The sequence below is a fragment of the Alphaproteobacteria bacterium genome (assembly GCA_005883305.1).
Taxonomy (GTDB): Bacteria; Pseudomonadota; Alphaproteobacteria; order Sphingomonadales; family Sphingomonadaceae; genus Allosphingosinicella.
Genome location: VBAC01000001.1, coordinates 1,918,710 through 1,930,538, shown reverse-complemented (window position 1 = coordinate 1,930,538; position 11,829 = coordinate 1,918,710). Strand labels below are relative to the sequence as shown.

The 11,829-nt window shown below is 67.5% G+C and carries 11 protein-coding genes; 4 read left to right on the top strand and 7 right to left on the bottom strand.

What is annotated here, in order from left to right; all coding sequences use genetic code 11:
* Positions 1 to 53: 53 nt before the first annotated feature.
* From E6G92_09600 to purS, 3 genes are all read right to left on the bottom strand, one after another.
* Complete coding sequence (locus E6G92_09600) at positions 54 to 1,436, bottom strand: hypothetical protein (protein TMJ19989.1); 1,383 nt, start codon at positions 1,434 to 1,436, stop codon at positions 54 to 56.
* 130 nt (positions 1,437 to 1,566) lie between these two features.
* Positions 1,567 to 2,232 carry a phosphoribosylformylglycinamidine synthase subunit PurQ gene (gene purQ, locus E6G92_09595; GenBank protein TMJ19988.1) on the bottom strand — a complete coding sequence of 222 codons (666 nt, stop codon included), beginning with the start codon at positions 2,230 to 2,232 and terminating at the stop codon, positions 1,567 to 1,569.
* Positions 2,229 to 2,471, bottom strand: a complete 243-nt coding sequence (gene purS / locus E6G92_09590) for a phosphoribosylformylglycinamidine synthase subunit PurS (GenBank protein ID TMJ19987.1) — start codon at positions 2,469 to 2,471, stop codon at positions 2,229 to 2,231. The genes purQ and purS overlap by 4 nt, the downstream gene beginning before the upstream one ends.
* Positions 2,472 to 2,765: 294 nt before the next feature.
* On the opposite strand from purS, the gene E6G92_09585 reads away from it, so the two are divergent.
* On the top strand, positions 2,766 to 3,092 hold the full coding sequence (locus tag E6G92_09585) for an iron-sulfur cluster assembly accessory protein (GenBank protein ID TMJ19986.1): 327 nt from the start codon (positions 2,766 to 2,768) through the stop codon (positions 3,090 to 3,092).
* A gap of 140 nt (positions 3,093 to 3,232) precedes the next feature.
* Here E6G92_09585 and E6G92_09580 read toward each other — a convergent pair whose 3' ends face one another.
* The 3 genes from E6G92_09580 to E6G92_09570 all read right to left on the bottom strand — a co-directional run bounded on the left by E6G92_09580 (position 3,233) and on the right by E6G92_09570 (position 6,417).
* The gene (locus E6G92_09580) at positions 3,233 to 3,862 is read right to left on the bottom strand and encodes a uracil phosphoribosyltransferase (GenBank protein TMJ19985.1); all 630 of its coding nucleotides are present in this window, start codon (positions 3,860 to 3,862) and stop codon (positions 3,233 to 3,235) included.
* Positions 3,863 to 5,008 carry a DUF1688 family protein gene (locus E6G92_09575; protein TMJ20783.1) on the bottom strand — a complete coding sequence of 382 codons (1,146 nt, stop codon included), beginning with the start codon at positions 5,006 to 5,008 and terminating at the stop codon, positions 3,863 to 3,865. It lies immediately after the preceding gene.
* Between the two features lie 149 nt (positions 5,009 to 5,157).
* Positions 5,158 to 6,417: a GTP cyclohydrolase II gene (locus E6G92_09570; GenBank protein TMJ19984.1), complete on the bottom strand. Its 1,260-nt coding sequence runs from the start codon at positions 6,415 to 6,417 to the stop codon at positions 5,158 to 5,160.
* A 101-nt stretch (positions 6,418 to 6,518) separates the two neighbouring features.
* Here E6G92_09570 and xth point away from each other — a divergent pair, with 101 nt between their 5' ends.
* The 3 genes from xth to E6G92_09555 all read left to right on the top strand — a co-directional run bounded on the left by xth (position 6,519) and on the right by E6G92_09555 (position 8,862).
* The gene (xth, locus tag E6G92_09565; GenBank protein TMJ19983.1) at positions 6,519 to 7,298 is read left to right on the top strand and encodes an exodeoxyribonuclease III; all 780 of its coding nucleotides are present in this window, start codon (positions 6,519 to 6,521) and stop codon (positions 7,296 to 7,298) included.
* A gap of 62 nt (positions 7,299 to 7,360) precedes the next feature.
* The gene (locus E6G92_09560) at positions 7,361 to 8,293 is read left to right on the top strand and encodes a hypothetical protein (protein TMJ19982.1); all 933 of its coding nucleotides are present in this window, start codon (positions 7,361 to 7,363) and stop codon (positions 8,291 to 8,293) included.
* On the top strand, positions 8,290 to 8,862 hold the full coding sequence (locus E6G92_09555; GenBank protein ID TMJ19981.1) for a hypothetical protein: 573 nt from the start codon (positions 8,290 to 8,292) through the stop codon (positions 8,860 to 8,862). The genes E6G92_09560 and E6G92_09555 overlap by 4 nt, the downstream gene beginning before the upstream one ends.
* On the opposite strand, the gene E6G92_09550 is transcribed toward E6G92_09555, so the two are convergent.
* Positions 8,859 to 11,636, bottom strand: coding sequence for a TonB-dependent receptor (locus E6G92_09550; protein ID TMJ19980.1), 2,778 nt, complete (start codon positions 11,634 to 11,636; stop codon positions 8,859 to 8,861). The genes E6G92_09555 and E6G92_09550 overlap by 4 nt on opposite strands.
* Between the last annotated feature and the right edge of the window lie 193 nt (positions 11,637 to 11,829).

Sequence of the window (11,829 nt, the reverse complement as noted above, 5' to 3'; positions counted from 1 at the left end):
GCATATAATAAGCAGGCTTATTAAATCAACCGGGGGGCTTCCGGCTTCCTTGATCAACTGGCGACGCCATCGCCCCGGTTGCCCGCCGGAGTCGCCGACGTGAGGTTGAAGATCCGGGCGATCAGCGCCTCGATCGCCTGGAAGACGGCTTCAACTCCGAAGCCGGCCACGAAGGAAATGGCGGACGCCGAAAGGGTGACCGGGCCGAGGATGTTGTCGCCGTCCCCCTCCCCGCCGGGCGCGGAGACGAACAGCCCGATGCAGGCGCCGATGACCGCGCCGAGCGCGAGCTGCTGGAACGACAGATGCAGGTCGCGCGGGCTCAGCAAGCTCGCCCTGATCTTGCGCGAGAGCGAGCGAATGATCGCCGCGCCGGCGCCGAGCAACCCGTAAAGGAAGGGCAGCACGGCGGTGCCCATGATCGTCGCCATCGCCGCAGCCCGCGAGGTCGCGTCGGCGACCTTGGCCGGGTTGGAGCAATCGCCGAACAGGTCCCAGCACAGCCAGTCGGCGAGGCGGCGCTCGATCCGCTGCTTGTCGGCCAAGGCGTTGTCCCTGGCGTTGCACAACCGGGACTGATCCGCGGTCTGGTAGGGCTTGGTTGCGCAATAGGCGACGAAGGGCCTGGTTGCGGCGGCGGGAGCGCTTGTCGCCGCCTGGCCGGTCGCCAGGCCGGCGGCGGCGCGGGTGGCGCGCTCCCCCCGCGGGGTGGCGGCAGGGGAAGGCGAGACGACGCCCGCTTCGGCTTCGTCCACCCGATCCTGAGCCGTTGCGACCGCGACGCGCGCAGTTTCCAGTTCGGCGAGCGCCGCATTGCCATAGGCGACGTACCAGGAAATGGCGCACGTCAGGAGCAAGGCGAAGACGAGGCTGAGGCTGATCCACAGCATCGCCCGGCGAAACCCGGCTGCCTTGCCGATCAGGTCGGGATAGGCGGTCTCGGCGAGGGACCGGCGGGTCGGGGGGCGATGCTGAGGGGCCTGGTCGCCCTCATGCTGACCCCAAAGGGAGGCCAGCCTGGATCGCTGCGGCGCCGCGTCGCCCTGGGTGACCAGCAGGGTGAAGGCAATGGTCGATCCGCTCGCCGGGGCGGACAAGCGATTGAGATAGTCCTTGGCGCGGATCAGCAGCGCGGCATCGTCGGCCTTTTCTTCGTTGGAGCCGTCCGGCGGCCAGCTGATTTCGCAAATCTTCTCGATCCAATCCGAGTCGAGCCCCTGTTGCTTCAGCTTCTCCTCGGTCGTCCGTTCGGAAACGGTGGTGTTGGGATTGCCCGAGACGTTGTCGAGCAGCAGGTGAACCTCGCTGAGCTCGCGCAACAGGACGAAGACCTTGGGATCGCGGCTGCCGCCCTTGCGGAAGCCTTGCGGGGCCGTCTTGCGGCCACCGGCCTCGTCCAGGCTGTCCCCGACGCCCGCCGCATCCTGGTCAGCCATTTGAGCCTCCCTCGCGCAAGACCCGGTGCAATGGTCGCCGGGTTCGGCCGCGTGAGGCGCAAGATGACACTCCCCACCCTTTGAGGCAAGTTCGGTCGTTACTCCACCGCAATGCCTGAATATTGCGCCGTCAGCCGACCGTTTCGAGCAAGCCTTCGAACAGCCGGCGTCCATCCTGGCCGCCGTGGGCGGCTTCCACCATTCGCTCGGGATGCGGCATCATGCCGAGCACGTTGCCGGCCTCATTGAGGATGCCGGCGATGCCGCGCGCCGATCCGTTGACGTCGGCGCGATAGCGGAAGGCGACTCTCCCTTCGCCCTCGAGCCGGTCGAGCGTCTCGGGATCGGCCTGGTAATTGCCGTCATGATGGGCGACGGGGATGACGATCTCCTCGCCCGCCTGATAGCGGGCGGTGAAGGCGGACTGGCTGTTCTCGACGGTCAGCGCCACGTCGCGGCAGACGAAGCGGATGCCGGCGTTGCGCATCAGCGCGCCGGGCAGAAGGCGCGCCTCGGCCAGCACCTGGAAGCCGTTGCAGACGCCGAGCACGGCGACTCCACGGTCGGCGGCTTCCTTCACCGCGCGCATCACCGGCGACTGCGCGGCCATCGCCCCCGATCGCAGATAGTCGCCATAGGAAAAGCCGCCCGGCACAGCGATCAAATCGAACCGGTCGGGCAGCGCGCTCTCGCGGTGCCAAACCATCGCCGGCTCGGCGCCGCTCACCAGCCGGATCGCCTCGGCCATGTCGCGATCGCAATTGGAGCCCGGGAAGACGATCACGGCGCTCCTCACGCCGCTTTCTCCCCCCGCTCGATCCGGTAATTTTCGATCACCGTGTTGGCGAGCAGCTTGCGGCACATCTCGTCGAGCGCGTCGTCGCCGGTGGAATCGTCGACCTCGAGCTCGATCAGCTTTCCGGCGCGAACGCCCTTCACGCCTTCGAAGCCGAGCCCTTCCAGCGCGTGATGAATCGCCTTGCCCTGCGGGTCGAGAACGCCGTTCTTCAGGGTCACGTAGATGCGGATTTTCATCGTCCGGCCTATGGCCTCAAGCGGGAACGGCCGCAAGCGTTCACCGCTCCTTTACCAGCCTGTGCGATCCTCCTTTGTGCCGGATCTAGGGAGGTCCTCATGCTTGGCGTCGGATTGGTCTGTTTCCTTGGGCTGTTCGCCTTCGGCGGTAAGATGCTCGGCTGGAGCGACCCCGCCGGGCAGGTGCAGATGGGGCTGTTCATGTCCTTCATCTTCGGCATCGTCTGCGGCTACCGCACCAGGAGCTGAGCCGCGGGGCTGGTTTCGCGGCCCCCGACGCCCTATTTTAACGCCATGAGCGAAATCGCCCTTTCCCCGTCCGCCGCCGCCCGGGTGGCGGCGATCGCCGAGCGCCAGAGCAAGCCGGCGATCCTGCGCCTTTCCGTCGACGGCGGCGGCTGCGCCGGCTTCCAGTACCGCTTCGGCCTCGCCGAGGAGATCGACGCGGAAGATGCGCGCGCCGTACAGGACGGCGTAACCCTGGTTGTCGACCCCATCTCGCTCGACCTCGTGCGCGGCTCGGTGGTCGATTTCGTCGAGAGCCTCGGCGGCGCCGCCTTCCAGGTCACCAACCCCAACGCCGCCTCCGGCTGCGGCTGCGGCACCAGCTTCGGAATCTAGGACCAAACGGAGTCACCCCGGCGAAGGCCGGGGCCCATGAACGCGGCCGATAAGAAAGAGGCGAGAACCTCGTCGAATCTTCCCAAGTGGTTCGGTTCATGGGTCCCGGCTTTCGCCGGGATGACTCTCGCTAAGGCCCGTCAGCGAGTCCCGTAGGTCCGGTCTCCGGCGTCGCCGAGGCCGGGGATGATGTAACCGTGATCGTTGAGCTGCTCGTCCATCCCCGCCGCCCAGATCGGAACGTCCGGATGGGCGGCGCGGACGGCCTCGGCGCCCGGCCGCGCGGCGAGCAGGCAGACGAAGCGCATGTCGCACACGCCCGCCTCCTTCAGCCGGTCGATCGCGGCGATCGCCGTGTGTCCGGTCGCGAGCATCGGATCGACGATGATCACCAGCCGCTCCGCGCAATCCTCCGGCGTCTTGAAATAATATTCAACCGCCCCGAGAGACACCGGGTCGCGGTAGAGGCCGACATGGGCGAGGCGAGCGGAGGGCAACAGATCCAGCATGCCCTCCGCCATCTGCAGGCCGGCGCGCAAGATCGGGGCTATGACCAGCTTCTTGCCGGAAATGGCCGGCGAACGGGTTGCCGCGATCGGCGTCTCGATGTCGATCAACTCGGTCGGCAGGTCCCGCGTCACTTCGTAGCAGAGCAGCGCCGCGGTCTCGCGCACAACCGAGCGGAACAATTGGATCGAGCTGTTCCTGTCGCGGAGCAGGGTGAGCTTGTGCTGCACCAAAGGGTGCGAAACGATCGTCAGTCCGTCCATCTAGAATACCGTCCCGTCGCTGATGATGGTGAAAGGGGGGCCCCCGCCCGGGCGTAGCTCGGCCGCGATTCGGCGGCCGGCGAGCCAGGAGCCGCCCTCGAGCATCCGGGCGAGAGGAAATTGGGTCGCCGTGACGCCGAGCCGCTCGCGCACCAGCGGCGCCATCCGGTCGAGCAGGGCGACGGTCATCGCTCGCCAGGCGACGATCAGCGGATCGGAGACGTTGTGCGCTCGCGTCGCCGCGTCCGGATCGGCCAATCGAAGCACGCCGGTGTCCACGAAGAGGCCGCCATTGCGATATTCGGCCAAGCCGGTGAGCCCGTCCACATCGACCACCTCGATGCCCGATTCCTCGAGCGGCTCGATCAGTGAGTAGGACAGCCATTGCGAAAGCTTGTGCAGGGGCACGAGTCCGTCGCTGGCATCGTCGCGGCGGATCGCCGGGTGGCGCCAGCAATCGCCGAGCGGAACGCCGCCGATCGTGAGCCTGTCCGCCCAGATCGGGCCGAGCGCCTCAAGCAGAGTCTCGAGAATGGCCGGTGCGGGGAGGCGGCCGCCCTGCGCGCGCCCCGCGAGCGTATCGTAGAGGCCGCCGGGACGGCCGTTCGGGAACAGGTCGGAGCGGGCGCGCACCTGCTCTCCCAGCCGGCGAAGCAAGGCGGCTCGGCCGTCGAGGCCGAGGAGGGGATTGTCCTCGCCGGCCTGAAAACCCTCGGCGAGAGTCCGGGCGTCGAGCGACGCGGGGTCGTCGAGCGCGCCGGCCTCGAACATGCGCTGGCTGGCGACGGCGAGGCCTTCGGAGCGGGTATAAGTGCCGCCGCCGACCGGATCCACGAAGCGCCAGCCGGGGCCGGTGCCGGCATCAAGCAGCACGGAGAGGATGACGAGATCGAAGGCGGCGCGCGCGCGGCTCGCCGGGTCGCCCTCGGGCAGCTTCGGCCGCCCGGCGACGAAATGGCGGGCGCGGGCGTGGAAGGGAATCTGGAGATCCGGATATTGGTCGCGCGTCGTCGCGGCCGTCAGGTCCGCCGCGGCCGGGAGGCGGTCGAGGTCGACCGCCCATCCCCCGACCCCCCCGACAAGCGCGATCTCCAGCATCTCGTGCGCCCGCTCGCGGACCGCGGCAGCACTCAGCAGAGAGCGCATTGCATCAGTCTGCATGCCTGTATCCGCCGTCACTCAGGCGACCCGTGCTCCGGCGAAGGCCGGAGCGGTGGATAGGGCGCAGTGACCTCCGGGGCTTTGCTCATGGCCAGCGCTCCGGCCTTCGCCGGAGCACGGAAGGCGCAAGAACATCAGAATTTCCCGAGGTCGCGGCCGACGGTGGAGCGCAGCTGGTCCTCGCTCGGCGCTCCTTCGGGCGTGAAATAGCCGGCCGCCTTCTTGGCCTCCATCTCGACGCTGGCGTCGGGCGGAATGAGGTCGTCGGGGATTGGCACACGCTCGCCGATCTCGACTCCGCCGCCGACGAGCGCGTCGTATTTCATGTTGGACATCGAGACGAAGCGGTCGATCCGCTCGATCCCCAGCCAGTGGATGACGTCGGGCATGAGCTGCTGGAAACGCGCGTCCTGCACCCCGGCGACGCACTCGGTCCGCTCGAAATAGGTCGCCGCCTGGTCGCCGCCCGGCTGGCGCTTGCGCGCGTTGTAGACGAGGAACTTGGTCACTTCGCCCAATGCGCGGCCTTCCTTGCGGTTGTAGACGATCAGGCCGACTCCGCCTTCCTGCGCCGCCCGCGTCGCCTCCTCGATGCCGTGGGTCAGGTAGGGCCGGCAGGTGCAGATGTCGGAGCCGAACACGTCCGATCCGTTGCATTCGTCGTGGACCCGGCAGGTCAGCTTCTTCTGCCCCAGCGCTTCGGGATCGCCGAAGATGTAGAGCGTCATGCCCCCGATCGGCGGCAGGAACACGCTGAGATCGGGCCGGGTGACGAGCTCGGGATACATGCCGCCGGTCTGCTCGAACAGGCAGCGGCGGAGCGCGCCCTCGCCGACCCCGAACCTTTCCGCGACGCCGGGCAGCCACCAGACGGGATCGACCGCAATCTTGGTCACCGAGACGTCGCCCGCCTCGTGGACGATCTCGCCGTCCACCGCGAGGCGGCCGTGGGCGATCGCCTCCTTGATCTCGTGCAGAGTCAGCCGCGCCTTTGTGATCGCGATCGAGGGGCGAAGATCGATCTCCTCGGTGATCAGGTCGGCGAAATCGTGAGCGACGCGGTGGCCCCATGGATCGAGCGAGACGATCTTCGTGGCGTCGCCCCATTGCTTGTGCGGCCCGATCTCGCAGACTGGCGACGTATCCTGCAGGTCCGGACGCGCCTGCGGGTCCATCGCCCCCGAGGAGATGGCGAGCGCGCGATAGATCGAATAGGAGCCGCCATGGGCCCCGATCGCGTTGCGCAGGCTGCCGGAATTGACGGTGGCGATCACCGGCCCGCGCTCGGCCGCGCTGGCCGCGCCCCAGTGGAGCGGAAAGCGAACCGGCCCGCGCGACCCGGGGTGGGATGTGAGGCGGATGTGCCCGCTCTTCGCCTCCGGCGTTGAATTCATTCCATTATCCTCCCCCGGGCTCATTGCCCGCTTGCGACCACGCTACGCCGGTAATGCGGCGCGTGCTAGGCTTTGCGTTTCCGCGCGGTTAGAGCGGCCCGATGAAGATCGTCAGCTACAACCTCAACGGCGTCCGCGCCCGCCTGCCGCGGCTGATCGAATATCTGGACGAGCAGAAGCCCGACGCGCTCTGCCTTCAGGAGATCAAGTGCGACGACGATTCCTTTCCGATCATGGATATCCGTGCCGCCGGCTATGACGGCGCATGGCACGGTCAGAAGGGCTTCAACGGAGTCGCCATCCTCGCGCCCGCGGGCAGCCCGGTGGCGCTCCGCCGCACGGGCCTGCCCGGCGACCCCGACGATACGCACAGCCGCTATATCGAGGCGGAGGTGGCGGGGGTGACGATCGGATCGATCTATCTTCCCAACGGTAATCCGGTGGGCACCGAGAAGTTCGCCTACAAGCTGGCCTGGATGGATCGCCTCCGCGCACACGCTTTGGAGCTGCTGGCCGAGGAGCGGCCGACGGTGCTGGCCGGCGATTGGAACGTGATTCCCACCGACGATCCCGACGACGTCTTCTCGGCCAAGGCGATGCGCCACGACGCATTGATGCAGCCTGAAAGCCGCGAGGCCTTCCGCCGGATACTCAACCTCGGCTTCACCGACGCCGTCCGCGCCCGCTATCCCGAAGGCGCGGTCTACACCTTCTGGGACTATACCGCGGGCTGCTGGCAGCGCGACGCGGGCTTCCGCATCGACCACCTGCTGCTCAGCGCCCAGGCCGCCGATCGCCTGCGCGACGCCGGCGTCGACAAGGAGTATCGCGGCCGCGAAAAGGCCAGCGATCACGCGCCGACCTGGGTGGATATCGACTGACTTCGTCCGGTTGACAGGCGCAGCGCCGAGGCTGACAATCCCGGATGGGGGAGACGCGGCCGATGTCGATTGCGCGCGTGCCTATCCTGTTGCTGGCATTGAGCCCGGGCTTGGCCGCCGAGGGCGTCGCTCAGTCGCCTCCACAGCCGCAGCAACAATCGCCCGTATCCCGCGGCGCGATCGTGCAATTGGGGACGGAGTTCGAGTGGACCGACACGCGTATCGATGTCGGCGAAGGCGACCAACTGACCATCACTGCAAGGGGGCTTGCTCGCGAAGCATCTCCGGCCCAGCAAGCGCCCGTCGATCCCGACGCGCTCCAACCCGACGTGCAGGAAGCCGATCCTTCTCCCGCCGATCCGTCTGCGATGGGCTCCGCTACGCCCGCGCCTCCGCCGCTCGACCCAGCGGGGCAACCGGGTTCCGACAATCTGAGCCGGCCGCTTCAAGGCGCTCCGCTTGGTGCCGTCATTGCCCGCATCGGCGGCGGCGAGCCGTTCGTGATCGGAAGATCCTATTCGGCAGTCTCGCGCGCCGCTGGCCGGCTCGAGCTCGGCATCAACATCAATCGCCAGCTGGGAGCGCGGCTCGGCTTCCGCCCGATATTCGAGGTGGTCGTGCAGGACGCCACGCCGCCGCTACCCTCGCCGCCGCCCCCACCTCCGCCTCCGCCGCCGCCACCCCCTCCACCGCCGCCGCCTCGGCCCGAGGAGCCGGACTGGCTCATCCCGCTCTTGCTCGGGGCGGGTGGGATGCTCGTGCTCATGACGGCGGGATGGTCGATCAAGCGCCTCCTCTGGCCTAAGCCGGTCCCGCCGCCCCTGCCGTTGCCGCACGTCACAGTGGATCCGTCGCTAGACCGCAACGCTGGCGCAATCAGGGGTCACGAAATCGGCCTCGCGGGTCCGGACGTCCGGCTCGGCGCGGTCCTGGCGCCCGGCGCCACGATGTTCGAAGGCGGCGAACCCATCGTCGAACGGGAGGAGCGGGAATGACTGAACGGAGGGCGATCAGAATTTCCGATCTCTTGCCGGAGGGGCTCTCGCTCGGGCCGGCGGTCGATCAGGAGATGCGCGACAATCCGAATTCGTGTCCGGCGGGCCTCGCCTGGGATTTCATCGCCGATGAAGCCTCCGGCGTGTTGCGTGGGCTGCTCGACTGCGACCTGATCGCCCTGCTCGCGCAGGGCTGGGCCAAGGCGAACGCGATCCGGGCCTATGCGGATCCGGCGAAGCATCCCCCCGGGGAAACCGCCATCGTCCATCTCGCCGAGCACGAGTTCGTGCGCGAGGTCCACCCGGTACTGAAGGTGAGCGTGGCCGGCTGCCCGCCCTTTTCGATGCGCTTCACGCTCGCGCTCACGGCGAAGGTGCGCGGCCTCGCTCTGTCGATCGAGAGCGGGCACATCCTCGCCGGGTCCGCGGGCGACGCGTCGGTCAGCGCACAGCTCAAATATGGCGCGTGCGATCTGACCGACGCGAAGGAATCCCGGAAGGTCGCCTTGCCCGGGCGCTTCGTGTTCACACCCAGCATTCCGATCCCGCCTCCGGCCAATGGAGCCTAAAAGTCGATCGAGGCGCGCGCGTAGAGGAAGCGGCCGTTGAAGCCGAAGGGCGAGAAGCCCGAATAGGGCAGATAATATTGGTTGATCGGGTAGACGCCGCCCACCGACGCCGGGCGCGCGCCGAACGGCGAGCGATCCGGGTAGACGTCGAAGATGTTGTCTGCGCCGATCGCGAGGTCGAGACGGCCCGCCGCGCGGTAGCGAAGCTCGAGGTCGGTGATCCACTTGGCCCCCAGGAGGATATCGTCGGGTCCGAGCAGGACGAGGCTGTTCGGATCGGCGATCGGCGCCGTAGCCCCCGGCGCGACCACGTCTCCGAACCGGGTCGTCCGAACCGTAAGGCCGAAATCGCCGAGTTCGCCGTCGGCGCTGAGCACGATCTTGTCGCTAGGCTGGCCGTCGGTGAAGCGGATGCCCTCGACCCGGCCAAACAGGACTATCCCGGGAATGGTCGCGAGCGGCCCGAGATTGTTGAGCCGGCGCTCGATCGTCGTGTGGTTGTAATTGTAGGCGGCGGTGAGCGTCCAGGAGCCGACGTCGGACGTGCGGAAGTGGTAGGAGGCGACCGCGTCGACTCCGCGGGTGCGGGTGTCGAGGCCGTTGACGAAGAAGCGCGCGGCGCCGACGCTCTGGAAGCCGTTGGCGTCGAGCACCGCCTTGACCGCCGCGTTGACCGCCGCCGTGCCGCTTCCGGCGGCGCCGAGATTTTCGGTCAGCACGATCCGGTTGTCGATGTCGATGCGGTAGAAATCGACCGTGAGGGTAAGGCCGGGGACCGGATTGGCGGTGCCTCCGAAGCTCAAGTTGAGCGACTTTTCGGGCTCGAGATCGCGCGAGCCGAGCGCGCGCGCCACCGGGCTGTTGACGGCCAGGGTCGAGATGTCGACCGGCAGGCCATTGATGAAGTTGGTCGAGGTCGTGGTGAAGAATTGCTGGTGCAGCGAGGGGGCGCGGAAGCCGTTGGAGATCGATCCGCGAAGCGCGTAGCCGCTGACCGGCTCGTAGCGCACGGCCAGCTTCCCGTTCACGGTGCTTCCGAAGTCGGAGAAATGCTCGAAGCGGCCGGCGAGGACGGCAGTGAAATTCTCGAACAGATCGGCATCGAGCTCGACATAGCCGGCAAAGCTGTGCCGGCCCTCGTCGGTCGTGCTGGCCGTCGGGATGCCGGGGAAGCCCTGGGCGCCGGCCGGGGCGGCGCGGCCGGGGAAGCTGCAAATGCCGGTGCCGGCATTGTAGACGCCCTGCTGGGTCGCGCAATTGGCGGCCGTGGTCGCGAACGAGGCGCGGAACAGCGGGCCGGTCGCGAAGGACTGCGTATCCCCGGGGCGGATCTGGAAATTCTCGCTTCGATATTCGGCGCCGACCGCGACCGAAAGCGGCGTTGCCAGGCCGACGTCGTACTGGCGCGAGAAATCGAGGTTGGCGACCGTCTGCCCGTAGCGAAGGCCGCCCGCGTCGAACACGTTCTGGCTGTTGGTGCCGAACGAGGTGTTGAGCGTGTTCCTGACCGTATAATCGAAGCTGTTATGCCCGTAGCCGATCGAAAAATCCGCGTTCCAGCCCGCCACCTCGCCGCGCACGCCGGCCGTGCCCGCATAATCTTGCAGGTCGGTGTCGATATAGGGGAGGAAGCCATCGGCCGTCAGAGGTACGAAATTGGCGGCATTGGGCGTCTGGTTGGGCAGTAGCGCGCCGAAGTCGCGATTGGCGGCGGCGTTCTGGTTGCGGTAGTTGGCGGCGCTGAGGCCGTCGCGCTCGCCGTAGGAGCCGAAGGCGTAGAGCTCCCAGCCGCCGCCCACTTCCAGGCCTGAATTGACGAACAGGTTGATGTCCTGAGTCTCCGCATCGCCATAGCGGAATTCGAGCCGGTTGAAGCTCAGCTCGCGCGGATCGAAGGCCGGGGGCGCCGGCCGGTTGTAGTTCGGCCTGAGATCGTATCCCGCGCGATTGGTGGGATTTCGGTCGCGATACTCGGCGGTCAGGTTGACGAACCCGTTCGGGCCGATCGGAAGGCCGATATTGGCGCCCAGAGTGTAGGTCTGCCCGTCCCGCGCGTGGCGCTCGCCGTCGGCGGTGGCGGCGAAGACCCGATTGTCGGCGGGGTCGAGCAAGGGCTGGCCGCCGCTGGTCTGCAGGCCGGTGACGTTGGCGACGTCGTTCAAGGTGGTGTGGTAGCGGCCGTAGGTCGCGGTCACGCGCCCACCATGATCGGCGCCGCGCAGCTGGATGTTGATCACCCCGGCAATGGCGTCGGAGCCGTATTGCGAGGAGGCCCCGTCACGAAGCACCTCGATTCGGCTGATCGCCATGCCCGGGATCATGTTGAGATCTACAGCCGCGCTTCCGCGGCCGACCGTGCCGTTGATGTTGAGGAGGGCAGAGACGTGGCGGCGCTTGCCGTTGACCAGCACCAGCGTCTGGTCCGGGCTCAGGCCGCGCAGGGTGGCCGGGCGGAGCGCGTCGGTGCCGTCGGCGATGGAGGGCTGCGGGAAATTGAACGAGGGCACGAGATTGTTGAGGATCTTGTTCGTTTCGGTCTGGCCGCTGTTCTGGATCGCCTCGGCGCCGATCACGTCGACGGGCACCGGGCTGTCGGCCACGGTGCGATCGGTGCGCCGGGTGCCGGTGACGATGATGGCGGCGTCGGGAGCGGGATCCTCGTTCGCGGCGGCCGGCGGCGCCGCGGGCTGCGGGTTCTGCGCAAGCGCCGGCGAAGCGGCCAGGGCGAATGAAGACAAGCTCGAAAAAAGCGCCACGCGCGTCGGATTGATCATGATTGCCCCCCTCGGAAACGAACGTTTCGAAGGTGAGCTTAGAGTGTTTTCGCGTTCTGCAAAGCAAGTTCTTGAGAAAGAGAAAAATTGAGGCTTACGCGCCTCTTGCGAAGCTTCTGCGACGGCAAGAAAATAGTCGCTGCTGAAAGAGTGGCGCGCGGTGGGACTTGCGTTCCCCACGATGCGTTCGGTC